Annotated in this window: 31 protein-coding genes; 11 read left to right on the plus strand and 20 right to left on the minus strand. The window is 36.4% G+C overall.

The window, feature by feature from the left end; all coding sequences use genetic code 11:
• Window positions 1–115: 115 nt before the first annotated feature.
• Window positions 116–328, minus strand: a complete 213-nt coding sequence (locus tag IPH52_05615) for a hypothetical protein (GenBank protein MBK7054519.1) — start codon at window positions 326–328, stop codon at window positions 116–118.
• A 135-nt stretch (window positions 329–463) separates the two neighbouring features.
• On the opposite strand from IPH52_05615, the gene IPH52_05620 reads away from it, so the two are divergent.
• The 4 genes from IPH52_05620 (at window position 464) to IPH52_05635 (ending at window position 1,598) form a co-directional block, all read left to right on the plus strand.
• Window positions 464–898, plus strand: coding sequence for a hypothetical protein (locus tag IPH52_05620; protein ID MBK7054520.1), 435 nt, complete (start codon window positions 464–466; stop codon window positions 896–898).
• Between the two features lies 1 nt (window position 899).
• Complete coding sequence (locus tag IPH52_05625) at window positions 900–1,103, plus strand: hypothetical protein (protein ID MBK7054521.1); 204 nt, start codon at window positions 900–902, stop codon at window positions 1,101–1,103.
• A gap of 9 nt (window positions 1,104–1,112) precedes the next feature.
• Entirely contained in the window at window positions 1,113–1,391 is a 279-nt protein-coding gene (locus IPH52_05630) for a nucleotidyltransferase domain-containing protein (protein ID MBK7054522.1), read from the plus strand.
• Between the two features lie 102 nt (window positions 1,392–1,493).
• Window positions 1,494–1,598, plus strand: a complete 105-nt coding sequence (locus IPH52_05635) for a hypothetical protein (protein MBK7054523.1) — start codon at window positions 1,494–1,496, stop codon at window positions 1,596–1,598.
• Window positions 1,599–1,657: 59 nt separating this feature from the next.
• On the opposite strand, the gene IPH52_05640 is transcribed toward IPH52_05635, so the two are convergent.
• Window positions 1,658–2,854: a TraB/GumN family protein gene (locus IPH52_05640; protein ID MBK7054524.1), complete on the minus strand. Its 1,197-nt coding sequence runs from the start codon at window positions 2,852–2,854 to the stop codon at window positions 1,658–1,660.
• A 507-nt stretch (window positions 2,855–3,361) separates the two neighbouring features.
• On the opposite strand from IPH52_05640, the gene IPH52_05645 reads away from it, so the two are divergent.
• The 3 genes from IPH52_05645 to IPH52_05655 are packed head-to-tail and all read left to right on the plus strand — an operon-like array spanning window position 3,362 to window position 5,268.
• Window positions 3,362–3,868, plus strand: a complete 507-nt coding sequence (locus IPH52_05645) for a chemotaxis protein CheD (protein ID MBK7054525.1) — start codon at window positions 3,362–3,364, stop codon at window positions 3,866–3,868.
• 7 nt (window positions 3,869–3,875) lie between these two features.
• Window positions 3,876–4,727: an HDOD domain-containing protein gene (locus tag IPH52_05650; protein MBK7054526.1), complete on the plus strand. Its 852-nt coding sequence runs from the start codon at window positions 3,876–3,878 to the stop codon at window positions 4,725–4,727.
• 13 nt (window positions 4,728–4,740) lie between these two features.
• Window positions 4,741–5,268 carry a shikimate kinase gene (locus IPH52_05655; protein MBK7054527.1) on the plus strand — a complete coding sequence of 176 codons (528 nt, stop codon included), beginning with the start codon at window positions 4,741–4,743 and terminating at the stop codon, window positions 5,266–5,268.
• Here IPH52_05655 and IPH52_05660 read toward each other — a convergent pair.
• From IPH52_05660 to IPH52_05675, 4 genes are all read right to left on the minus strand, one after another.
• Window positions 5,265–5,630: a hypothetical protein gene (locus IPH52_05660; protein MBK7054528.1), complete on the minus strand. Its 366-nt coding sequence runs from the start codon at window positions 5,628–5,630 to the stop codon at window positions 5,265–5,267. The genes IPH52_05655 and IPH52_05660 overlap by 4 nt on opposite strands.
• Before the next feature lie 46 nt (window positions 5,631–5,676).
• A complete protein-coding gene (locus tag IPH52_05665) occupies window positions 5,677–6,882 on the minus strand; it encodes a hypothetical protein (GenBank protein ID MBK7054529.1) in 1,206 nt (401 codons plus the stop codon).
• Between the two features lie 66 nt (window positions 6,883–6,948).
• Window positions 6,949–7,695, minus strand: coding sequence for a hypothetical protein (locus tag IPH52_05670; GenBank protein MBK7054530.1), 747 nt, complete (start codon window positions 7,693–7,695; stop codon window positions 6,949–6,951).
• Window positions 7,696–7,700: 5 nt separating this feature from the next.
• Complete coding sequence (locus IPH52_05675) at window positions 7,701–9,050, minus strand: c-type cytochrome (GenBank protein ID MBK7054531.1); 1,350 nt, start codon at window positions 9,048–9,050, stop codon at window positions 7,701–7,703.
• Between the two features lie 220 nt (window positions 9,051–9,270).
• Here IPH52_05675 and IPH52_05680 point away from each other — a divergent pair, with 220 nt between their 5' ends.
• A complete protein-coding gene (locus IPH52_05680) occupies window positions 9,271–9,597 on the plus strand; it encodes a TerB family tellurite resistance protein (GenBank protein ID MBK7054532.1) in 327 nt (108 codons plus the stop codon).
• An 82-nt stretch (window positions 9,598–9,679) separates the two neighbouring features.
• Here IPH52_05680 and IPH52_05685 read toward each other — a convergent pair whose 3' ends face one another.
• From IPH52_05685 to IPH52_05710, 6 genes are all read right to left on the minus strand, one after another.
• A complete protein-coding gene (locus IPH52_05685; protein ID MBK7054533.1) occupies window positions 9,680–10,072 on the minus strand; it encodes a putative toxin-antitoxin system toxin component, PIN family in 393 nt (130 codons plus the stop codon).
• Entirely contained in the window at window positions 10,069–10,284 is a 216-nt protein-coding gene (locus IPH52_05690; protein MBK7054534.1) for a hypothetical protein, read from the minus strand. Before IPH52_05690 ends, IPH52_05685 begins: the two co-directional genes overlap by 4 nt.
• Before the next feature lie 125 nt (window positions 10,285–10,409).
• Entirely contained in the window at window positions 10,410–10,649 is a 240-nt protein-coding gene (locus IPH52_05695; protein MBK7054535.1) for a hypothetical protein, read from the minus strand.
• The gene (locus tag IPH52_05700; GenBank protein MBK7054536.1) at window positions 10,639–10,962 is read right to left on the minus strand and encodes a DUF3368 domain-containing protein; all 324 of its coding nucleotides are present in this window, start codon (window positions 10,960–10,962) and stop codon (window positions 10,639–10,641) included. Before IPH52_05700 ends, IPH52_05695 begins: the two co-directional genes overlap by 11 nt.
• Window positions 10,955–11,203 carry a UPF0175 family protein gene (locus IPH52_05705; protein MBK7054537.1) on the minus strand — a complete coding sequence of 83 codons (249 nt, stop codon included), beginning with the start codon at window positions 11,201–11,203 and terminating at the stop codon, window positions 10,955–10,957. The genes IPH52_05700 and IPH52_05705 overlap by 8 nt, the downstream gene beginning before the upstream one ends.
• 181 nt (window positions 11,204–11,384) lie before the next feature.
• A complete protein-coding gene (locus IPH52_05710; GenBank protein MBK7054538.1) occupies window positions 11,385–12,680 on the minus strand; it encodes an ATP-dependent 6-phosphofructokinase in 1,296 nt (431 codons plus the stop codon).
• 155 nt (window positions 12,681–12,835) lie between these two features.
• On the opposite strand from IPH52_05710, the gene IPH52_05715 reads away from it, so the two are divergent.
• Window positions 12,836–13,717, plus strand: coding sequence for a hypothetical protein (locus IPH52_05715; GenBank protein ID MBK7054539.1), 882 nt, complete (start codon window positions 12,836–12,838; stop codon window positions 13,715–13,717).
• 14 nt (window positions 13,718–13,731) lie between these two features.
• Here the strand turns inward: IPH52_05715 and IPH52_05720 are convergent, their stop codons facing one another.
• The 8 genes from IPH52_05720 to IPH52_05755 form a co-directional block, all read right to left on the minus strand.
• Window positions 13,732–15,777 carry an Ig-like domain-containing protein gene (locus IPH52_05720; GenBank protein ID MBK7054540.1) on the minus strand — a complete coding sequence of 682 codons (2,046 nt, stop codon included), beginning with the start codon at window positions 15,775–15,777 and terminating at the stop codon, window positions 13,732–13,734.
• Window positions 15,778–15,783: 6 nt separating this feature from the next.
• A complete protein-coding gene (locus IPH52_05725; GenBank protein ID MBK7054541.1) occupies window positions 15,784–16,656 on the minus strand; it encodes a hypothetical protein in 873 nt (290 codons plus the stop codon).
• A 17-nt stretch (window positions 16,657–16,673) separates the two neighbouring features.
• Window positions 16,674–17,657, minus strand: a complete 984-nt coding sequence (locus tag IPH52_05730) for a FecR domain-containing protein (GenBank protein ID MBK7054542.1) — start codon at window positions 17,655–17,657, stop codon at window positions 16,674–16,676.
• 64 nt (window positions 17,658–17,721) lie between these two features.
• Window positions 17,722–18,366 (minus strand): oxidoreductase, encoded by a 645-nt coding sequence (locus IPH52_05735; GenBank protein ID MBK7054543.1) that lies wholly within the window; start codon window positions 18,364–18,366, stop codon window positions 17,722–17,724.
• Complete coding sequence (locus IPH52_05740) at window positions 18,360–18,620, minus strand: hypothetical protein (GenBank protein ID MBK7054544.1); 261 nt, start codon at window positions 18,618–18,620, stop codon at window positions 18,360–18,362. Before IPH52_05740 ends, IPH52_05735 begins: the two co-directional genes overlap by 7 nt.
• Window positions 18,621–18,654: 34 nt before the next feature.
• Window positions 18,655–19,110 carry a hypothetical protein gene (locus IPH52_05745; GenBank protein ID MBK7054545.1) on the minus strand — a complete coding sequence of 152 codons (456 nt, stop codon included), beginning with the start codon at window positions 19,108–19,110 and terminating at the stop codon, window positions 18,655–18,657.
• 9 nt (window positions 19,111–19,119) lie between these two features.
• Entirely contained in the window at window positions 19,120–19,431 is a 312-nt protein-coding gene (locus IPH52_05750) for an HU family DNA-binding protein (protein ID MBK7054546.1), read from the minus strand.
• Window positions 19,432–19,631: 200 nt separating this feature from the next.
• Window positions 19,632–20,567: an ATP-binding protein gene (locus IPH52_05755; GenBank protein MBK7054547.1), complete on the minus strand. Its 936-nt coding sequence runs from the start codon at window positions 20,565–20,567 to the stop codon at window positions 19,632–19,634.
• 115 nt (window positions 20,568–20,682) lie between these two features.
• On the opposite strand from IPH52_05755, the gene IPH52_05760 reads away from it, so the two are divergent.
• Complete coding sequence (locus tag IPH52_05760; protein ID MBK7054548.1) at window positions 20,683–21,579, plus strand: NAD+ kinase; 897 nt, start codon at window positions 20,683–20,685, stop codon at window positions 21,577–21,579.
• An 81-nt stretch (window positions 21,580–21,660) separates the two neighbouring features.
• On the plus strand, window positions 21,661–22,941 hold the full coding sequence (locus tag IPH52_05765; protein MBK7054549.1) for a glutamate-1-semialdehyde 2,1-aminomutase: 1,281 nt from the start codon (window positions 21,661–21,663) through the stop codon (window positions 22,939–22,941).
• The last annotated feature ends 60 nt before the right edge of the window (window positions 22,942–23,001 follow it).

Consider the following 23,001-nt stretch of genomic DNA (forward strand, 5'->3'; position numbering starts at 1 on the left):
GATTCATCGCTGGGCAGGTTTCGGGGATGACAACTAATAAACAACTTCGTGGTTAATACAGAGTTACCACAATAATGCCCTCTTCCATTCATTATCCATCATTAAAAATTCAACATTAATCCACAACCCAACCATCTTCAATCATTGCTTCAACGCTATCATAGTTCCATGATTGAGAAACGTCCTTTTGGCTAATAACAGAAACCGCTCCATTCTTTAATTTATTAGCAATTCCAAATCGCCCACTGCCGCCTTTCATTAAACCTGCTTTTGTTGTTTCAAAGTATTCTCTTGTTGTTTGAATTAATTCATCTGACCATTGTGACATTTGTTTTTCTCCTATTTCTATAAGTATACGGCAAACCTCGGACAAAATAGAATCCATCCAACACAAAAATAGATTGTTTTTTCTCTTTAGATACAAATGATATAAGATATGGTTTCCCGCAAGAAAGTTCTATATTTGGATGTTTGTGCTTTGTGTCGTCCCTTTGATGATCAATCTCAAATGAAAATAAAGTTAGAGACAGACAGTATATTCTTAATTTTAGAAAAAATTAAAGCAGGAAAATATAAAATGCTTTTTTCAAAAATACATAATCTTGAAATAAAAGAAATTGAGGAAAAAGAAGAGCGAGAAGAACTTTTACAATTTTTAGTGAAATATGGAAATGAAGAAAAGAATATAAATCAAGAGCAGATTAAACATAGAATATTTGAATTAGAAAAAATGGGCTTTGGAATAGGAGATTCAGCACATTTAGCTTTCGCAGAAAATCATACAGATTATTTTATTTCAGTTGATTCAAATCTTCTAAAGAAATACAATAAGAAGATAACAGGAAAAATGCTTGCAATAAAGCCAGAAGACTTTATTGTAAGAGAAGGGATATTATAAAATGAAAGAAGAAACCTTTTTAGATGAAGATGTTCTAGTTCACAAAGCAGTGAATGCATTAATGAAATCTCTTGGACCGGTTGAAACTAAGCGCTTCTTATCTTTAAATAGCAATCGTAAAAGAATCGAATCTGTTAAAAGACACAAACAGTGGCAATCCAATCTTAACCGCGAAAATTTCTTGAAAGAAGTTTTTGCATCTTAGATATAAAATATGAATCCAATCCTTGTTCAGACTATTTCTGATTATTTTAGAGATAAAAAAGTAAACAAGGCTTTTCTCTTTGGTTCATTCGCAAAAGGATTAGAAAAAGACACAAGCGACATAGATATATTAGTTGAATTAAGTGAATCTATTGGCTTTATGAAACTAATACAATACAAATTGGATTTAGAAGATCAGTTGCATAGGAACGTCGATTTAGTCACGCCTGCTTCTATATCTCCGCTTATTCTTCCCACTAATTCAAAAAGACTGGAAGCTTATCTATGAACGAAAACGATAAAATACGTTTACAGCACATTTTAGAAGCAATGGAAGACATTGAATCATTTGTGACAACCATTAACAGAGAAGAATTTCCGCAATGTTTTAATTCATAAATACTTTGGTGTAGATTATAATGAAGTTTATACTGTAATCGAAAGTGAATTGCCGTCATTGAAAAGCGATGTTCAGGGGATATTAAATAATAGTTGAGTTTATTATTTAATATCCTCTATTCCATCGCCAATACCTCTTTCAACACCAGCAACAAATCAAAATAATCCTTTGATTCCTTTCCATGTAACCAAGAAAGTTCCAATGCTACTTCCAATTTGCGGCAAGAGTAAAACGAGGAATATTTTTAGAACGCGGTTTTTCCAGAAGCCAGTGAAATGTTCTGAGTCGTCTGCTATATGCTCGAAATCTTCGACAAGCGGCTTCTTCATCCAAATCTCTGTGAGGGCAGCAAGCCAACCTGGCTTAATGATAGGATTAAAATTTCCAATCGGGGCAGCGATGAAAGCGAGGATAATGGATAATGGATGAGCAAGAGCGATTAGTGCACCTAACGCAGCTAAAGTTCCTTTGAAGATAATCCATTCTTTAATCAACTCAGTGCCTGCTTCAAAACCACTGAAATAAAAAGTAGCTCCCATCAGTGCAAGAATGAAAAGTGGAAGTATGGCTAATTGTAATTTCCCCCAGATGCCTGACTTAGGAATCTCATCTAGATGATCTATTGTTTGATCTTCTAGTATATGCTTCATGATTCCTTCTAAATGCCCTGCCCCTACTACAGCAAAGATTTTCTTTGAGTCTTTCGCTTGACGTCTAATATTTTCGGCTAGGTATTTATCTCTTTCGTCAATGATGACTTCTTTGATGGAGTTGTATCTAGGTGGTAATTGGGAAAATAAATCTTTGAGTGCGTCATCACTTTTTAGTTCTTCGATTTTTTCTGGACTTACTTCTTCTTTTACAAGTAGAGAAGTAATGAGAGCAGATAATAAATACATCTTAGAAAAAAAACCAACATTACCCCAAGAGCGTTTGAGAGTAATTTGAATTTCTCTATCTACTGGAACAACCTTTGCACCGATTTTATTTCCTTCGTCGATGGCGGCTTTTAGTTCGTCGCCTGGTTTGATTTCTCCTTTTCCTAATTTCTTTTGGAAAGAAGAAAGAATCAAGCTCGCAAGTAGCAAATACATTTTTCTTTCTTTAAATACTTTGAATATGTCCAACTTTTTCCAATGCTCTGCATCTTGTATCGAAGTCATTCTTGACTTACAGAGTTCTACACAAACTGTATCTGGTTTTTCAGTTCCTATGATTTCACGCACAGCTTCTACGCTCTTATGACTTATATGCGCAGTTCCTAATATTGTGATTTCGGAATTGTTGATTTTAATTCTTCTAATTGGCTCTTTGCTTTGTGATTCTTGCTCAATGACTGTATTCAAAAAAATGCTCCTCTTACGGCTTTAATCCCAATGTTATAAACAAGGATTTTAACCACCGATGGACACTGATTAACACCGATGGAGTTATTGCATTTCCAATTCTTATCGGTGTTCTCAGTGAAATCGGTGGTAATCTTTTAATGTCTTTCTATTGTCTTTTAGGCTTGTTTCGCGTAAAGCAAGTATCTAGGCTAATTTCTAAATAAAAATGGTTATCCCTACACATTCTAGCAGTTCCTATTGCAGTCCATCTTGCAGTTCAAACATAGTCTTAAAAAATGCAAGACTATAGTTGAACTGCTACTTGAACCGCAACATGAACTGCAACTTGGTATATCTCTATCTTATCGACTCCATCCACTTTCCTACTTTTATCCATAAGAAATCTTTCCTATCGGTGTCCATCTGTGTCCATCGGCGGTAATCTTTATATCCTCAGTAAGTATTTTGCTGTAAAATCGAATTACTCACTTGACAAGTAAATATGCTTCCGTTTATTTAATCATTAAAACGATGTTGAGTAGAGAATCTAAAATAATCAATGTGGGGATTGCAGAAATTGTCGCTGCCAAATCTCCAAATATTTTAAGAACGACGCTTGGCTCTTGCATTGGCGTGGTTTTGTATCAACCAGATTTGAAAATCGGTGCTATTTCCCATATCATGCTAGCTAAAGACACATTAGGGCGTGATAAACTCAAGAATCCAGGTAAATACGGAGAAACCGCTCTTCCCAAGTTAATAAAGATGATGGAAGACGAAGGTTGTAAGCCTGGAACATATTTTGCTCGTATTTTTGGAGCAGCTTCTATGTTTAAAAATATCACCTCAGCATTTCTAAACAACATAGGCGAAAGCAATATAACAATTGTTAGAGAGTTTTTCGCAGAAAGAAAAATCCCAATCATCGCAGAAGACATTGGTGGGCACGAAGGCAGGACTATTAGTTTGTATTTAGATGATGGTCGTATACTACTTAAAAAGTCAGGCATTGAAAAATATCTTTATAAGGTAAGATAATTGTAATATGAAAGATCAAATCGACATAATATTAAAGGATATCCACAAATTACCACCTATGTCCAATGTTGTAATTAAAGTGATGACACTTATACAAGATCCTGCAGTCTCCATTCATGACCTTGCAACTGAAATTTCGAAAGACCCTGCCATCACAGCGTCTATTATAAAACTCTCGAACTCAGCCTACTACCGAGCTAGTAAACCAATTCGAACAGTCCAAGAATCTCTCATGACACTTGGGATTAAGACTGTTAAAGAAATTATTTTACTCACTGCTTCCAAAAAAATTCTAAACAAAGATTTGCCTGGTTATCAACTCGAAGCAGAGGCAATGTGGCTTCACTCTTTAGTTGTAGCAGAATTATCTGCGAGAATCTCTATCCAAAAGAAAACGAATATTCCTAAGGACTTAGCGTTTACTTCTGGTTTGCTCCACGATATTGGCAAAGTAATTCTAGCTCAATTTTTCCCTTCTAAAATTCTTGAGATCAAACAAGAACTCAAAACTTCTAAGCTCAGCTTCACAGAAGTAGAACGAAAATACTTCGGCTACGATCACCAGGAAGTGGGAATGAAAGCACTTGAGACCTGGAATTTCCCTGAAGAACTAAAAGAAGTTGTGGCTTATCACCATAATCCGGAACTCGCTATAAAATTTCCAAAGCTAGTTGCTATGGTTCATATTGCGAATCAGATTTCTGTTATATCTGGAATTGGGATTGATATCGGAGGAATTTCACATGAGCTATCTGCTCAGGCTGTGAAAATTCTTGGTATCACAGAATCAGACATTGAATCTTATTACTTGTCTATTCCTGAAATTCAAAAGTCAATCGTTGACTTACAATCCATTTAGTTCGGGGCTTTTCATGAATATTGCATTAATCGGACCCAGGGGTGTAGGCAAATCAAAAGTATCCCGTAAACTTTCTAAGCTACTATCTATGCCCGTTCTTTCTACGGATATGATTGCCGTTTACGAACTCGGTGGCATCTCAATACCAGATCAAATCAAAAAAGACAATGGCAAATGGAATAATTTTCGTAAATTAGAAATGCAAATTCTAGAAAAGCTTTCCAAATCTAAAAACATCATCTTGGATTGCGGTGGTGGAATTTTATTTGACGTTGATAAAGACGGCAGAGAATTCTACAGCGAAAAAAAAGTGAAACTTTTAAAATCATTCTGCACTGTATTCGGACTTTCGCATGATACAGAGTATCTCGTCGAAAAAGTAATCAATGACTCCGAGCGTCCACAGCTAAGCGCTATTAACTCCTATCGAGAAATTCTTGAAAGAAGACTTCCCTTCTACCAAATGTCTTCTGATTTTTACATTCCAGTAGAAGGACTCGATCCAAAGGACGTAGCCAAGAAGATTTCTGAACTTATCTAGATACTTTTTCTGACAAGAAAATAAATAGTTCCCCATACAAGTGATCTCATAGTCATTGCCAAAAGACTTTTAACTGCGACCTGACCTGACGAAAGATAAATGGCAACCAACACAAATAGCACAAGAACATGTCCGACTGCTACAACACTTGTCATCGTCAATTTGTTTGAAAGATTTTTCCATATCGTATAAACCACGAACAGGGAAAAAAGAGCCATACCTACATTGTAATAAACCAACCAGAATAGAACAATCATTCCGCCTTGCTCTTTCCCTAGAATAACAGAAGTCCCTTCTATCAAAGTTGGAATTGCTAATAGTATACCAAGTGCTATCGCAATAAGCGAGTATTTGTTTTTCATAATGCCTCTTTTAGATTCTCCAAATTCCTGTTGCCATTCTGTTTTCTTATGGTGTATTCACACTATTAAACTGAATACTAATACTGTCCAATTTAACTTTGCTTAGATCGTCCCAGACTCCTGCGCCTGTTGTTCCGATTGTGCCGAATAATTTATCTACTCTACTTGTTTGTGGATAAGAGGCAGGAACTTTTGCACTTGTCACTTCATCGCCAATGAATCCACTATTTTCAAACAAGCCATAGTTTCTAGAAATTAAACCACATAGCTGAGCATTTGTATTATCAATTCCATTGTTCATTAGGCTTAGTTTTGCAGTAGCTTCTTTTTTTGGTGTAGTTAAAAATTGACTGTAGGCTAGAGAATAATACTTAGTATTCGCTCCACAGTTTGGACCGAATAAGGAAGGATTGCTTGGAAATCTAACGACTGATTTAAAACAGAGGATTGTATCATTGTCCATTTTTTCTAAAACTACACGACCTTTGTCTGCACCGGAATAAAATTGTTGTGAGCCTGACCAGGAAATGGTTTGCTTTTGAGAAACGATAGTGTTTCCAAGATAAGAAGCATTTTGCTTTGAGGCATAGGTTTCACATACGAGGCTGTCTGGATAATTCGTAGGGTCGATGATGTTTAAATTGTATAAGAGTAAAATTCCTTTATCAGTGAGTTGGTCTGCACTATCAAAAAACATTTCAAGTGCTTTTGCTTTATCAGAAGATCTCCACATTTCGAACTTATGCTTGAAGACTAAATTGCCTGTGTAAGCAGATGAGGCTACGCTTGCATTTATATCTACGGATAGCTTTGTAATAAAAACACCACCGTTAGGAGTTTGAACTGTTGTTTGAAAAGAACCAGGGTTACTGAGAAGATTGTATTTTTTGATAGGACCAATAATCGCCTCAATCGTATCGGAATTATTATTTGCCCAAAGAGCAGACTGACGAACAAAAGCCCATTCATTTTCTAAGGCTTTGGCTTCTGAGAAAATTCCTAGATTCTTTAAAAGGTCTAGTGAAGGAGGAATGCGATTATCCGCTAATCTAGATTTAAGAGGAACTCCATCGGGGATACGAATTGTTAGCCCAGTGGTATATTCAACCGAGCCATTCGCAGTAGGCTTTGCGGATAAGAGTAAAACGGTGCCAGCTTTGGTTAAATTGTCTTTTTGTTTATTGTCCTTGTCTGACTTGCATTGGAAAGTAAAGAGTAAAGCGATTGATAGAAATAGTAAAGTCTTCTTCATGAAAATTGTCTCCGTGTTTATTAAAAGAATAAATGGCTTACTTACTCTAAAAATTGCAAGCAAAAACTACTTCCACTTGCTACCAATAAAGCTTGCATTTTGTAAACTGGCTTGGTTGAGTAAGTGTTGGTCGAGAGATGCACCATTCAAATTTGCATACTTAAAACTTCTTTTATAGAAACTCTTTTCTTGATTGGTTAAGTTTTGATTGGATAGATTTAAACTAGGAAATAAAAAAGAATATTCCTCTGACTGACAATGAAAGACTGGATTCAAAACAGTAAGACTTTTATCAAATGCTTCCACTAGTCCCCCTTCCCGCTCATAACTAGTTCCCAAAATTGCGAAGAGTAAAAAATAATTATACAAAGAAGAAACAATAAAAATAGACATTGCAGAAATTACCTTTGCTCGAATCGCTTGAGGCAAAAAAAGAATTACCAAATACAAATCAATGGCGATAAATAAAAAATGGTAGGAGCTAAGAAATATACTTTGATACTTAGAGGCTTGCACTTGTAGAAATAAGAAAAGTATCAGAGGCAGAATATAATTTAAAAAATGATTCAAGGCTCTGTGTAGAAACTCTCCGCGTAATTTCTCAGTCGGAATTGTAGACTCTAATCCTTCTCGCAAAAAATAAAAATGTCCTACAAATAGAAGCATTGGGAGTATCCAATAAAATGCTAATATAGGAATTGAAATCCAAAAGAATAAAACACTGTCTTCCATAAAAATCATTCTATCAGAAATTGAACTCAGTGTAAGTAAGGAATGAAACAGGAATGCGAGGTAAACTGTTTTTATTATCATAGTATTCATAAAGACTGTAAAAATTTTAAAACTTTTTCTCTATCCGATTTATTTAGTTTCTTATAAGATTCTTTTGCTTGTTTAGATTCTCCTTCATGCCATAGAATTGCTTCTTGTATGTCTCTTGCTCTTCCATCATGTAAAAGATTAGAATGCTGGCTCACGGAAAGATACAATCCAATTCCCCAAAGAGGAGATGTTCTCCATTCTCTTCCATTTGCAAGACCATCTTTGAATCCATCGGATAATTCTTCGCCCATATCATGGAGTAATAGATCTGTATAAGGATGAATGGTCTGCCTTGAGAGTTCTGGATAATCTGAATTAACCCCTGTTTTAAATTCAGTCTTATGGCAAGAAGCACAACCAATCTTTATAAACAAATCTTTTCCTTCTGCAAAAAAAGATTCATTTGCAATTCGTGTAGCGGGCACTCCAACTAGAAGCGAATAGTATTCTAAATCTTCAAAACTATTCGGATCAATCTCAGATCCAAAAGGTTGTGCTTGATTGCACTTAACTTCTTCTTTGGAACAATTTTGTTTGGGAAACAATCTAGATGTAATTCCTAAATCTTCTAACAAAGCAGTTGCTATCAGTTGATGAATATCGGGTTGATTTGCTTTCCATCCAAATCTACCTATTTCTGTTTGTTGAGTTCTATGATTAAAGACTCGATTTATTTTTCCAGAAATTCCATCTTTGTCTTTATCTTCCACGTCTTCTAAAGATTCTAAAACTTCGTGAGGAATTAAACTCAGTAAACCCATTCCATAGATCACAGGAGCAACTCTCGGAGAAAAGGAAAATTCTTTTGGTTTAGCATAATTCCAATTGGAAAAGGAATACTTGGGTTCGCGCAAACTATATTTTTCCCCATCGGGAAACCTTCCTTCTCTTTCGATGAATGTGACATCTATCTTTGCTTCGATTGAAATCTTGCGAGGGTCTATGGATTTATCTTGTATCTGAAAACCATAATTGTCAAATTCATCGGTTTGAAACTTGAAAGCCATGGAATGAAATTCTGTTTCTAGCTTGGCTTTATTTTTCCCTCTTCCGCCTAGAAAATGACAACCGTTGCACGAATTAGAATTCATCAAAGGACCCAAACCCTGGAATGGAGTCTTACCATCATTAGCCCATGTAGCTTTAAATACTTGATTCCCCCGATTGAACTTGAGAATTTTGTCCATTTCTTTTACGTTAGTCGAAATACGATTGAATCCATTCAAGGAAACATCAAATACAGTAGTCTCTCCACCCGCGTAAATAAAACTATTGCCTTGTTTTTTACAGTTTAAATTGCCTATCAAAACAAAAATGACAACGATGATTTGTAAAACGCGCTTCATCTTCTCTTATCTATATTCCCAAAACAAAAATTTTCTTACCTTGAAATTCTATTTCTTTTATAAATCATTTTATATCCAAAGAACTTTGCGAAAGAAGGCTTGTAAAGCAGGATTTTGAGTGTGAGATCATGCGAAGGCTAGGAGAATTTAACTCAAATAAAATATAACTGTCTTGCTGTCTTAAGATTGTATTGTATAATTGGTATTAGAGGAAATAAAAATGACACCAAGACAAGGATTTATTGCGGCGTGTATTGAAATGGTAGAAATTAATGATGAGCTGACAGCAGAAGAACTCAGTGTATCACAAGAAATTTTAAAAAAACAAGGATTCACAGATATAGAATTTGAGGAAGTTGTAAATCTCGGAGAAGCAGAGACTACAGAAGAGAAAATTCTATCTGCTATTCAAGGTCTAGACGAAAAAATGAAAAAGCAATTAGTGGAAAATCTTAGAATCATTGCAAGTTCAGACGGAGCAGACTCAGAGGAATTTCAATTTTTGCAAAGAGTAGAAAAATTATTTGGTCTTCCTTTAGATAAATGAAATTGTGCGATTACGAATCTTTTAGCTTTGTTATTCTGGTAGCATAAACAGTAAATTTTGAGAGTCGGATGACAAAATTCTCTTACATTATAAATTCAGAGAATTTAATAATTTTTATTTCCCTATATGGATTTAACTCTAATAAGTCGCTATCGCCAGTTACTATTATGTTTGCCTTTCCATTTACTGCCATTTCTAAAATAAAATTATCTTTCGGGTCTCTGCAATCAAAAATAATTCCCGGTGTATCAACAATTATTCCATGCTTAATTATAATTTGTTCAAGTTCATTTATCTGTTTTTCTGATATTTTATTTTGAAATTTAGGTCTCCTCAGAACTCCGCAAATTTCTTGAATCTGTTTTTGTGAAGTGACTAGTTCAAATTTTTTAAGGACAATGTCTTGAACTAATTTTGAAGTGACCTTTCCAAAGAGAGAGCTAATAAAAAGGTTTGAATCAATTACAACCTTCAAGCAAACTGTTCCTTTCTAAAATTTTCTACCTCCACTGTTATATCTTCATTAGTAATATTCAAATTTTCACCAATTTGCAAGAACTCATTTAAAAGAAATTTGAATTCAGAAAACTTTTTCAATTCGATAAAAAGAGCCTTTTTTTCTTCGCTTGGCAATTGTAATATTAACTCTACAATTTGATTTATACCTATATTCAATTTTGCTGGCATAATAAATTTCTCCTCGCTTAATTTCTGTAATATTATCTTTGAAAGTCAATTCATTTTATACTAACTTTTGGGGCTAATGCTTCAATTTGCAAAGGATTCATTCCAATTTTAAATAATAAAAAAATCTAAACCAATAGGTTTGATTTCTGATTCAAAGTTTGCTTTCCAAATTTCTTTTTCAAAGTAGTTGTAGGAAAAAGAGTAGCATAAACACTACCACGCCATTTTTCAAATTTCTTAATACAATCAGAACAAATGTTGACATCATGGTTTTCATCAATGATCAAATGATGAAAATTAGAATCGTAATTTTTAATTTCCTGTTCGCATAGATTGCATTTCATAAAACAACGTTCATGTTTCAATAATCAATTCATCTTCTTCCAATGCTTCTTGGATCACCTGTTGACCCAACCAGATTCCATTGTCTATGATTTTGGGAATTATTTCTTTTAATGGAATATTCAGAAATTTATTTTTTCTTGCTTTTAATAAAATTCCAAGCGAGCCTGTTCGGGTTAATTTTTCGATTCGCGCAAATCTCCTTCCTTCTGTTTCATCTATGCAGACTAGTGGAATGATTATGTTTGAGTAGAGCTTTTGGAGAATATCTAAATTTCCACATCCAGCAATCATAGTGAGAATGGGAGTGGTATTTATTACTATGCTATTAGGCATTTAGCATATCCTGTTTTAATTCTCCTGCTTCGAGATCAATCACTGGAATTTTGTATTGTTTTAATAGGAATAAAAACTCTACTCTCGAAATTCCTAAAACTTTTGATGCAACTCCGGATGAAATTCTTTTTAATTCATATAACTTTAATAATAAAGCCATCTTAGCTTCTTTTTCAAATTCCGCTTTTGATATATGAAGTCCATCAGGCAAAGAATCGGGTAATTCTAAGGATAATATCATTTAGTCTCTCCTTTGAAATTTGTTCTTCTGCTAACATAGTATTATTTTCTAGCAGCGAGTAATAAAATCAATTCATTTTATACTCAAAATAAAACTCAGTTCATTGCTTACCTCGCATCTTACCCAAGTGCGTGGGTGAATCCACGCCCTTGGGTAAATACAACTTTGTTGTGGAGAATTTTTACTTCACTTTCATTGAGTTTGGTTGACCGGTGGAAGCGATGACTGATCTCCAAAGAGAGCTTCTTTCTGGAATCAATACTTTTCGCTCTGCTACGGCAAGTGTAATTGGGATATTTGTAAAAACATTGTTCCAAATTCCAACTACCATTCCCGTTCTACCAGCCATACCGGCATGGACTGCATTTTGAGCTAGGAAGTTACAGAATACAGAATCTTCAGCGTTAGCCGGCACACTTCGAATGATATAACTTGGATCAATGTATTTTAAATTGATTGGGATATCTTCTTTCTTAAAATACTTAGAAATTTCATTCTTTAGAAAGATTCCTATGTCGGCTAATTTTTTGTTGCCGGATGGATCTGTTTCTGAGCTATTTTCGAAGAATCTTTGACCTGCTCCCTCTGCCACTAAGATGACTGCGTGGTTACGGTGGAGTATCCTTTCTTTGAGTGTAGGAAGAAATGCTCCCTTGCCTTCTAAATCAAAGTCTTGTTCCGGAATCAAAACAAAGTTTACATCTTTAGAGGCTAACGCCGCATTTACCGTGATGAATCCAGAATGTCTTCCCATTAGTTTTACAAGACCAATTCCATTTGGTGCGCCTTTAGCTTCTACGTGAGCACAGGAGATTGCAGTCATTGCTTCTGAAAAGGCAGTTGAGAATCCGAATGTTTTGTGAATTAAATTAATATCATTGTCAATCGTCTTAGGAATTCCTATGACAGAAATCTTATCGCCTCTTTTTTTGACTTCTTCATAGATTGCATTTGCGGCACGCAGTGTTCCGTCACCACCAATGCAAAACAAAATATTGACTCCGTGCAGTCCAAGAAAGTCTACCATTTCCCCTATATCTTGACTTCCACGAGAAGAGGCTAACATCGATCCTCCGTCTCTTGCAATATTAGAAACCATGTCTGGTTTTAATTCGATTGGTTTGTGACCGTATTTCTTTACGAGACCTTCGAAACCATATTTGAATCCTAATATTCTCGGCACATGGTATCTATAATGAAGCTCCATGACAAGTCCACGGATAACATCATTTAACCCCGGACAGAGTCCTCCACAGGTAACAATACCTGCCGTAACTTTGGATGGGTTAAAAAAAATCTTTTCGCGCGGTCCTGATTGCTCAAAGTAAATTGGGTTATCGCCAATTGTAGGATGTATGCTTTCTGGATTCTCGAAAGTGGTTTGGTACAAAACGACAGAATTTTCTTTTGTGTAAAATTCGTAGCCAGCGGGATTAGGGACAGTGCATTCGCCAAATTTATCAACTTTAGTATTCATAGGTATTTCTTATTTATTTTTCTGAATTCTGCATGTAAAATGTTTTTCTTCATTTAAATAAGTTTTTATAAAAAATCAATTGCCTTTTTAATGCGTCTATAGAAAAATATCGCTAGTTATTCAATGTACTAAGTCTACAGGACAAACACGCGCGGATGAAATCAATTCAAATCAAAATACTTGCGATTTTCTCTCTTTTCATCCTAACCGAGCTATTTTCTGAAAATCTTGCGAAACAACCGCAGAAAAAATATGAGTCAGCAGACCAATCAGCTTGGACAATCTCTCATAATTTCGAAAGTGGTTCCAATTATTCCCAAGCTATCATCATTCCCTTCAATTATCCATTCGAAGCAAGTCTAGCTCCCGGACAGACCACTCCCATTCCCTTCAAGCCTGAACTTTTTTTACCTAGCAATCAGTTTAGTTTTTTGGGTCAGTCCAATACAAATGCTGGAAGGGTTGTATTAAAACCATCCGAGAACACAGAGATTGCTTCGTATCGAACCAGTATCATTACGGATAATGCTCATTATGAAAGAGACACCAATTCCAGAATGCCCAATCTCTGGCAGACCAATTCTGCTATGGCGAATACTTCCTCTGGCGTTGTATTTGTTTATCTAAAAAAGAACATGGGTCTTAATTTAGACCTTTCGTTTCGTATGGCAGGCAATGATGCAGGACATGCTGTATTCGAGTCTCTTGTTTCTAATTTGAATTTTTCTTATAAGCTTTCGGACAACCTATTTCGCTTGAATCCTAATTACAAACTAAACATGGTCTTACAACTTTCTAGCACACAATACGCAGATGATCGCGCCATTCCTAAAAAGTTAGAATTCAATAGAACCTCTCTCAAGTCTCAATTTGTTTCTTCTGGTTTCACACTCAATACCAAGTCTCTTATGTTTGAAGGTTTAATCCGACTTCCCATTCAACAACAAGCTGTATTTGATCTAGACGGACTCTTACGTCCCGAATTACAAGGACGACTTGGTATGAAATGGTATTTGCCGGAATATATTCAGCCTTAAGCGCATAACGAGGACTAGAGGCCGGTTGACACACAACGAATATAATTGAAAGCATCCTTATTGTTGTTGGATATTGCAACACCAGTGCAGTAATTTATGAACCACGCGTCCGTAGTGCTAGATGCAGTAGCTGTCCAATACCTACAGTTCGCCGTCGCCGTATTTGGAAAAAGGGTTGTGTTTATTGCAGGAGAACTTCCACAAGAAGAGCCATTATCCGACGAGAGGATTGTTGGATTACTACATAAGATAGTTAATTTTAACTCATTCTTAGTTGGAACTCTCCATAATCTCCCCGCTAGATTAAGCGAATTACAGTAATCCCACGCCTGACTAGTTCCTGTTCCATTTAGTTGCATAGTCGTTAAGTCATTGCAAGAATTATTCGTTGCAGAACAATATCTAGCTTGTCCCACTGATCCCGTGCAGGTATTATTTACTGAATCCCAATTTTGATTCATACTACACTTCGCAAAATAGAGAGTATCACCTGCATATGTTTGTCCACCAAAAACACCTGCGACTCCTACGAAACGAATGGTTCCATTGCCCATATCCGAAAATGTCCCCCAGGGATAAGAAGCAGATGATACAGTGCCGCCTGTCGTAAGGTTTGCCGCACCTGTGGTAAAAGAAAGAGTAAACGTCGAGGAAAGTCTTTTTCCTGAAAGTGTTTTGATTCCCGCAAGAACACTTATGGTGTAGGTTGTATTGGGAGAAAGATCTACACTTGGGTCAAAGACTACACTTAGGTTGTCATTGGTAAAGGTAAATGCTCCAGTTATAACATTTCCGGCACTGTCGACTAACGTAATACTACTCCCATTTACACTCGATGAATCTATTGCTTCGGGAAAATTCAGGCTGATATTTGCGGAGGGGTTTACGCCCGTTTGCCCGCTTGTGACATTGGAAGAAATTGAACTCATAGTAAAAGTCGGCGGTGGTGTGGAGTCTGGGGACAGGTAAGAAACGGTGCTGAACGTAGATGTATACTCTTGAACCAAAAAATTCCCAGCCAAGTCTTTGATTTCATTATTTACTTTGATGGTATAAGTCAGATTAGCCTCCAAATTGGCGGAAGGATAAAATACGATTGTATTGGAAAAACGACTAAAAGAACCAGACACTGTTTCCAACAAAGAGTTTTTTATGGAAATAGAATTTTTCGTAATACTTAGTGGATATAGAACCTCTGAGAAAATCAGAATAATTCCTCTCTGAGTCGTTGGAATATCGGTAGAAGCATTCGTCGGAAATATGGCAGAAACCGTGGGAGGCGTAGTATCTGTTCCTCCTCCGGTAGTAAACGTTGAAGTAAAGTCAGAGCTCATTGAATTTCCCGCAGAGTCCTGAACTGCTTTTTTCACATTTAGTATGTAACTAGTAGATGCGGCTAACGTTCTACTCGGCTTAACAGAAATAATATTTCCCGCATAACTGAGAGTAACCGCAAGTTTTTCCGTGCCTTCATAGAGTTCTAGATTCTCGCTAGTAAGTGTGGAGGGTTCCATATTCTCGGAAAACTCTATCGCTATTTCAGTATTGGTTCCCACTGAGCGTGCACCTTTTAGCGGTGAAACAGACGCGACGAGTGGAAGAGTTAAATCAGACTGACTGCCCGTTTCAAAACTAAAGCTAAAATCAGTCTCCATCGAATTCGAAGCCGAATCTACAATTCCATTCTTGTAAATTGTAGCCGTTAGTTTTACATCTTTGGGAAACAAAGAATCAGGAGTGAACTTAATTGTATTTTTCTCAACACTCACCTTACCCAAAATTTTATTTCTGCCTGAGTAAATTTCCAAAGCAGAATCATTATTTAGCTTTATCTCTTTATTGAAAATCGCATATACTTTCCGATTGATTGAGAACTTTTCTTCCCCCACTATTGCGTTAGTCGCAATCACTGACGGTGGAGTCGTCGACTTCTTAGGAAGCAAAAAAGGAAGCAGTCGATACAGTGCTCCGCCTATCGTTCTACTATCCATATTGTCGATAGGCGAAATCATGCACTGCGCGAGAAATAATACTAAAACAAGGATTCTTTGGGTTTTCATATAGTGCTACCACCTAAATTGAATAGAAAAATAAGCATCTACTGGAATAGAACTTCCTGGCATTTCAGGAAGTCGTCTCGCAGGAAATATAGAAAATCCAACTATCATATTTCCCTGCTTTTCTTTTCGAATCGACCTTACTTCATAGTAGGTGTGAATTAGGTTAAGCAAATATATACCCACAGCGCCTGCTATATATTGGTTTCGAATTCTCGCTTTCTCCTCAAAATCCGAATAGGAATTTGTCTCCCGTAAATAGTTGAAAAGAAAGTATTCGGCACTTTTAGACGTAACTAAGTCTCGATTGTAAAAATATGCAAATTGTTTTCCTTCCGAGACAATGTCCTTGTATCGACTGTGTGCATTTTCCGCCACTACTTCCTGAGCAATCGATGCTCCCGTTAGAAGTAAAAAAGTAGAAGCATAAAAAATTCCCAATTTAGGATTGCCTAACGTCGATTGCCCCCAACCAGGAAATAGAAAACTATTGGTCATAGCACTTCTACTTTTCTCCCTAAGAGCTTGGATTTTTTCTTCTTCTTCAATCTCCGAAATTAAAATCTTCGCACTTTCGTATTCGACATCTTCAATTGTCTTAGAAGCAATAGGCTCTGAACGTGAAGGAGCCACATAATTAGGATAAGTTTCCCTTACCTTCTTCAAGAATTTTTTCAGAACTGCATCATCTTTTACATCTTGAATAATAATCTTTCCCACAAGATCTTTTCGAATTTGTTTTTTGCCCGTTTCCGACATCATGTAAATATAGTTACCGTCTTGCGATGACACAATTCCATACACAACTTTCAAATCTTTGAAAATAATTGTATGAGCGGATAATTCAATTATTCCACATAAAAAGAAAATAAGTTTTTTCAAATCTTTACCTTCTTAGATTAGTTATAGTCTAATTCCATTACCTGAGATGCATTAAATTGCTTGGTTTCGAAAGGTGTTTCGACAATATAAGTTTCCCCCTTTTGCTCGATGATTCCTTTGATTTCTTCTCCAGTAGTCAAAGTAATAGTCCCTTTCTTTTTCTGTAAAACTTTTGCCATTTGATTTAATAGTTCTGGAATTTTTTGTTCAATCCTTTGCGTAACTGCTTTTTGCAAAGTAGGTTCGTCGATAAATGAGGTCTGTGGCAAAGGACTTAATTCTTGAAATTCATTTTCGAGAGAAGTGATTTCTTCTGGTTTCAAAACAATTACGAATTTGTTTTTGATTTCTTGAAAAAGCGATAGAACATTTTCTTCTGTATCGAGTGGAGCGGATTCGATTTTTTCGATTAAAGACTTGTTAATAGGAATTGCATTTCCTTTTTCTAAAACGATTTCTGCTTTGTCGCTAAACTTTGCGAGCTTGTCCGCAATTTCTTGTTTCGAAAAAACAGATTTTGGAAAGCTAACAACGGTTTTCCCCTCAGTGACTGAAATTTTGGAGTCGCCCTCTTTTTCTACTTCTACAACAAAATGAGTTCCTCGCACACCGACAATGGCAGTGGGAGTTAGCGTTTCAAATGATTCACTGTCTTTGATGGGTCTAGGCACGTTGGCAAAAAACTTTCCTTCTGTAAGGTGAATTTTCCACTCCCTTTTAGAATTTGGTCTTACAAGATGTTCTAACTTGAACTTTGCTCTTCCCTTGATTCTAAAAACGAATTCTTCTTTGCCGACTTGCAAATCACAGATAGATTTTGGTTCGAAAATCAATTCCTCATTTGCTTTCAAAATACTATTCGTTTTAAATTCTTTAGGTCCAATTTGGATTTTGTCCATTGCAAAAAGTGCCACTGCGTATGTAATATCCTGTTGACTTTGTTCCGCTTTCTTACAATAGAAAGAAAAAAGAATTACTATGATTGCTAAAATATATTTCAAATTTATCTCCTGAATTCTTAAATTTTTTCGGGAATTTCATTTTTAAAGACAAAAAGCAAAGTGCTTAAGTATTCATTTCATCTGATTCGATTATTTGAAAGCCAGTCTTTCGTGACTTAGCGTGGTCTAACATGGATTTGGCGACGAGGCTGCCTTGGATTGGTTTGTATTTCTTTAATCCACTTACGAATAGAAAAGAGAACATATTAGAAATGGCGGCACCTATTACTTCTCCAGTTCGAACTTCTTTTCGTTCTCCGAGTAGAAGAGAAGGACGGAAAATGAGTAAAGAAGAAAATCCAATCTTTTGTAATGCTTCTTCCATATCTCCTTTCACTCGATTGTAGAAGATACCAGATTTGCTATTAGCCCCCATGGCACTTACGACAGAGAAAGCGGGTGTGCCTTGTGACTTTGCGATGCGTGCGGATTCGATTACATAGGTATAATCAACTTTTAAAAATGCTTCTTGTGAGCCAGCAGTCTTAATGGTAGTGCCAAGGCAACAAAACACTTGGTCTACTTTGAAATGCTCTGCATAAGAATCTAATTTATCAAAGTCTACAATTACTTGTTTTAACTTTGGATTTTTTAGATTTAATTCTTTGCGGACAAATATTGTTACCCCCTGAATAGATGAATCTTCCAGAAGCAACTGTAAGAGACTAGAGCCAATTAGCCCTGATGAACCAAGAACTAAAACTATGATGCGCGTATCCCTGATATATCCTTTGACACCTTCTTGAAATCAGCTATGGCAGCTTTGATTCCAGGTGGTGGCGGCTTTATCGACTCTGCAAGCTTAATCGCATTGTCAATTGTATCTAGAATGAGTTTTTTTTCAGTGTAGAATCGACTTGTCGGCATTGTTTTCATTTCTTTCTTATACTTTGTAACTCTATCGTCAATCATCTTGGTTATTTGATTTAAAATTTGAATTTGTTCAGACTGTGGTGTTGGCATTATCTTTCTTCTCTCCAGAAATGCTTAGCTAACATTAACTAAGGTGAGAAGGATTATAATACTCCTCTTTTAATTTCAACCAAAATTCTTCTTTAAACGAAATTTGTTTGTTGGTTAAGAGGATTAGTAGATTTTGAGCTAAGAATTCCTTTTCGGGGAATCCTGTGAAAAGCCATTCGAGTAAGTCCATTGCAACGTCGAGTCTAGCAATCGTATCTGGAATTTTAGAAGTAATCAGTTTTTCGAACTCAGCGTAGAGTTTTTCCGGCTGACTGTTTTCTATGTATTTCCTGAATTGACTCGGATAGATATTCATCAGCACTATCTTGTCTCCTTTAGGAGTGCAAGTATAATGCTGTAGATCACCGACTAGACGAGAATGAATGGCGCGATTTAATTTGTCAATATCCCCACCGCTTGCTTTCCACACATCTGCAATTAATGCTCCAAAGAAATGGTCTTCGAGCGGTTTGAATGGGTATAATGCCAATGGATCGGACTACTTTTTGGTTGGGACGATTGCTTCTTTACAAGCTTTGAAGAGAGAAAATTTTACAACAGTTTTTGCAGGGATTTCGATTTCTTGACCAGTTGCTGGATTTCTTCCTTTTCTTTTCTTTGTCTTTTTTAGGATTAATTTACCAACGCCTGGAATGATGAATGCTCCATTCTTTTTGGTTTCTTTGTAAGCTAGATCAACGAATGAATCTAAGAAAGCATTTACATCTTTTTTAGAAATTTCTAAACTCTGCGAGAGTTCCTGAATGATCTGGGATTTTTTTATCGGTGTTGCTTTAGCAGTTGCAGCCATATTCTTTTGTCCTCATAAACTATTGTATTGAGACTTTATTAATCTCTGTTTTGCTAATACAATCGGCTAGTGAATGAAAACTTTGATAAATTATTTAAAAAAGCCTTATTTTTTTGGTTTTTTTAGCATTTCGTCTGTTTTTAACCAATAAAAACAAGGACGAAATGATTCTTGTGAGGAAATATTCAATAAATACCGAACTAATTTGAAAGCTTGTGTTGCATTTCTGCCGTCACAGTTTTTCGAATACTGGCAAATAGCTGTTTGATTTCTTCTATCGATACAACTCGATTTGGTTTGTAAGTGCAAAAAGAAGTCTTTGAATAATTGTCTTTATGCGTTAGTTGAAATCCTGCTTCGTCCATAATTTGTTTTACCGAGTTGTCTGTCTCGGAACTTGTAATCACTGTAATGGAATCAAGTTCACTTTTCTTATGGTCAATATGAAAGTAACAAACCACTTCGTCTTTGTCTAAGCGATCAATTTCTTCTCGGATTTCATCGAAGGAAGTCTCAACTCTTTCACCTTTTGGATTTTTGTAATTAATAAGGATTCGTTTGAAGTAATGGATTTTTCGACCTGTCTCATCGTATTCGACACCGTTGATGATTTGTCTTTCATCCGCAATTTCTTTCATCATAAATTCGCCACGACCGCGTGGGTTCTCCCAATCAAATGCCTCGGAGGTAATATCTCCTTTTTTTGCATTCTCTTCAATCTGTGCTAATGTATAGGCTTTTCCGGGCTCCATTTCATGTTTGAAGGAAATCTTAAAATAAGGATTTGGAGCAAGGTTGTTTAATTCCAGAGCGATTTCAGCGTAAGGACCGTAGCCATGCTCGATAATGTTTTGAATTGCCTCTGTGACGATGATACGGATTCCATCTGGGTCAAGACCTAGAATGGGAGCATATTTTCTGATTTGATTTTTGATTTCGAATAAGGAGCCTTGCTTTTCGTTGATTCCGGCTGTTAATTCTTTGGCTTTAATTTCTTCTCGATTTAAAACGACTGAATAATTGAGTTTGGCGATGGTGTGTTGTAAATAAAGGGAGTTTTGGACTGCAAGTAACTCATCTTTTAGGTTGGTATTTTCAAATTCTAATTTGCTAAGTTTTTTCTTAAGGTCTTCTATATTTTCATTTGCTACTGTTTCCATTAAAAACCCCTCTTTTCTGTTAAATGCGATTAAAAAATATTTTACAATATTATTATTGGCAAAACTCAGCCGATTCTAACACATAATTATTATGAATCAAGCATTAATTGTCATGAAAAAAACTAAATACGAATTGGATATAAACACTTATCAAAATTTAGATTTTTACAAGAAAATTTGCCTGATTCAAAATGATAGTTATGATAAAATTTACAACTCTCATTTAAGGCAATTGGAAAGTAGAGAAATTTTAAAACAAGAAGTTTTCCCAGAAGGGAAATTTATTTTTAGAGATGAATTGGATACACTCGATTTGACTCAGTATGGATGCATTGTAGCTCTTGGAGGGGACAATCATTTTACTTACGTTGCGCACCATTGCAAACACAATAAAATCATCGGATGCAATTCAGATGTTCAGACATCTTTTGGTGCCCTACTTTCTTTTAATCCAATTTCAATGAAAGAAACAGTCAGCAGAAATTGGGAAAATACGAAGGTAGAAGAATGGTCTCTAATCTCGGTCGAGATTGAATATCCAGATGGAAGAAAAATTAATACCGTCAATGCAGTGAGTGAAATTTCCATTCGAAATGCAAATCCAGATATGACAAGTCGATACATAGTTTTACACGAAGACAAAAAAGAAGAACAAAAAAGTTCCGGCTTACTCTTATATACCGGTGCCGGGTCAACCGGTTGGTATGCCTCCTGTAAGAATGAAGAAGATGGACAAGGCAGCTTTTCAAAGTCGGCTTATTTCTTTAGAGTATATGCAAGAGAGCTAAGTCGCAAAGCCAGAAAGCATTTTAAACTAATCGACTTCACAGTTGCAGAAAAATGTCAGATTATCTCTGAAATGAACGGTGGCATTTCTATCGATGCGTTACCCGAAAGAATCTATCCATTCCCAGCAGGCAGCATCGCAACCATTCATCTATCAAAAGAAAAACTAAAAGTAATAACTTATAATAAGGATGCACAATGACCTGTGGTAGCAAACCCGCCGTTAGGCGCACGCATCCAGTCCAGCACGGATTCGTGCTGGTGCATTCGCAAGGAGAAAACAATGACACAAGAAGAATTATTTGAACGAGCAAAGAAAGTAGCTCCAGGAGGAGTCCATTCTCCTGTGAGATCATTTAGAAGCGTAGGTGGAAATCCTGTATTTTTTAAAAGAGCAGAAGGTGCTTACCTTTATGATACGGATAACAAGGAGTATGTGGACTTTTGTCTAAGCTTCGGTCCCTTAATCCTCGGACATAGAGATCCCGAAATCGAAGAAGTAGTCAGAGAAACAATCGGACTTGCTTGGACATTCGGAGCTTGCGAGCCTTATTCGCTTGAGCTTGCTGAGTTTATCGTAAATGAAATTCCCTGGGTAGAAAAAATTCGTTTCGTTTCTTCCGGAACAGAAGCAGTGATGTCAGCACTTCGGGTTGCAAGAGCGGCTACAGGCAGAGATAAGATTTTAAAGTTTGATGGATGCTACCACGGTCACTCAGATGCCCTACTCGTAAAATCAGGCTCAGGACTTGCCGGTGAAGCAAGCTCAGACTCTGCGGGTATCGGAAAACACCAACTACAGGATACGCTTGTTTTGCCGCTCAACGATGAAGTCGCTGTAGAGAAATTATTCGCAGAGCATGGCAAATCTATTTCCTGTCTTATCATAGAGCCTCTGCCGGCTAATTACGGTTTACTCATACAAAGAAAAGAATACATCGAAAAAATCTGTAAGATTGCCAAGTCTCACGGCACACTTGTATTATTCGATGAAGTGATTTCTGGATTTAGAGTTGGGATGAAAGGAATGGGCGAATACTTTGACTTCAAACCCGACTTAGTAACTTACGGAAAAATCATCGGTGGAGGATTTCCCGTTGGAGCTTATGCAGGCAGCAAAGAACTAATGGACTTAGTCGCGCCAGCAGGACCTGTCTACCAAGCAGGAACGTTAAGCGGCAACCCAATCGGTATGAGAGCAGGACTTGCTGTTCTAAAAAAGATGAAGCGAGACAACCTCTACGAAAGCCTCACCGCACGAACCAAAAAATTTACCGATGAACTAAAATCTATCCTAAACGAAAAAGGAAATGCAAATTGGGATATATCCACATTTACCTCAATATTTTGGGCTCATCAAAAGACAGAGTCCCCTATTCGAACGATAGACGAAATTCCTTCCGGTCACAAAGAAGGCTTTGCCAAACTATTCCATTCTCTTTTAAAAGAAGGAGTCTATTTGGCTCCTTCTGGTTACGAAGTAGGATTTTTCTCTCACGCGCATAATGATGATATTACTACAAAGGTGTTAGAGAAAGTTAGGCTGGCAATGTCATATAAATAAGAGGTCACGCAAAGACGCTAAGAAAACATCTCTCACAGAGAGCACAGAGTTCCCAGAGAG

The organism is Leptospiraceae bacterium (genome assembly GCA_016708435.1).
GTDB lineage: Bacteria > Spirochaetota > Leptospiria > Leptospirales > Leptospiraceae > UBA2033.

Excerpts from the sequence above, each read along its gene's own strand:
- IPH52_05665 (MBK7054529.1), bottom strand. The coding sequence starts at position 6,882 with ATGAAGAAGACTTTACTATTTCTATCAATCGCTTTACTCTTTACTTTC.
- IPH52_05720 (MBK7054540.1), bottom strand. The coding sequence starts at position 15,777 with ATGAAAACCCAAAGAATCCTTGTTTTAGTATTATTTCTCGCGCAGTGC.
- IPH52_05750 (MBK7054546.1), bottom strand. The coding sequence starts at position 19,431 with ATGGCTGCAACTGCTAAAGCAACACCGATAAAAAAATCCCAGATCATT.
- IPH52_05740 (MBK7054544.1), bottom strand. The coding sequence starts at position 18,620 with ATGCCAACACCACAGTCTGAACAAATTCAAATTTTAAATCAAATAACC.
- IPH52_05660 (MBK7054528.1), bottom strand. The coding sequence starts at position 5,630 with ATGAAAAACAAATACTCGCTTATTGCGATAGCACTTGGTATACTATTA.
- IPH52_05655 (MBK7054527.1), top strand. The coding sequence starts at position 4,741 with ATGAATATTGCATTAATCGGACCCAGGGGTGTAGGCAAATCAAAAGTA.
- IPH52_05690 (MBK7054534.1), bottom strand. The coding sequence starts at position 10,284 with ATGCCAGCAAAATTGAATATAGGTATAAATCAAATTGTAGAGTTAATA.
- IPH52_05670 (MBK7054530.1), bottom strand. The coding sequence starts at position 7,695 with ATGATAATAAAAACAGTTTACCTCGCATTCCTGTTTCATTCCTTACTT.
- IPH52_05630 (MBK7054522.1), top strand. The coding sequence starts at position 1,113 with ATGAATCCAATCCTTGTTCAGACTATTTCTGATTATTTTAGAGATAAA.
- IPH52_05700 (MBK7054536.1), bottom strand. The coding sequence starts at position 10,962 with ATGCCTAATAGCATAGTAATAAATACCACTCCCATTCTCACTATGATT.
- IPH52_05715 (MBK7054539.1), top strand. The coding sequence starts at position 12,836 with ATGAAATCAATTCAAATCAAAATACTTGCGATTTTCTCTCTTTTCATC.
- IPH52_05765 (MBK7054549.1), top strand. The coding sequence starts at position 21,661 with ATGACACAAGAAGAATTATTTGAACGAGCAAAGAAAGTAGCTCCAGGA.
- IPH52_05710 (MBK7054538.1), bottom strand. The coding sequence starts at position 12,680 with ATGAATACTAAAGTTGATAAATTTGGCGAATGCACTGTCCCTAATCCC.
- IPH52_05650 (MBK7054526.1), top strand. The coding sequence starts at position 3,876 with ATGAAAGATCAAATCGACATAATATTAAAGGATATCCACAAATTACCA.
- IPH52_05705 (MBK7054537.1), bottom strand. The coding sequence starts at position 11,203 with ATGATATTATCCTTAGAATTACCCGATTCTTTGCCTGATGGACTTCAT.
- IPH52_05615 (MBK7054519.1), bottom strand. The coding sequence starts at position 328 with ATGTCACAATGGTCAGATGAATTAATTCAAACAACAAGAGAATACTTT.
- IPH52_05675 (MBK7054531.1), bottom strand. The coding sequence starts at position 9,050 with ATGAAGCGCGTTTTACAAATCATCGTTGTCATTTTTGTTTTGATAGGC.
- IPH52_05680 (MBK7054532.1), top strand. The coding sequence starts at position 9,271 with ATGACACCAAGACAAGGATTTATTGCGGCGTGTATTGAAATGGTAGAA.
- IPH52_05760 (MBK7054548.1), top strand. The coding sequence starts at position 20,683 with ATGAATCAAGCATTAATTGTCATGAAAAAAACTAAATACGAATTGGAT.
- IPH52_05645 (MBK7054525.1), top strand. The coding sequence starts at position 3,362 with ATGTTGAGTAGAGAATCTAAAATAATCAATGTGGGGATTGCAGAAATT.
- IPH52_05625 (MBK7054521.1), top strand. The coding sequence starts at position 900 with ATGAAAGAAGAAACCTTTTTAGATGAAGATGTTCTAGTTCACAAAGCA.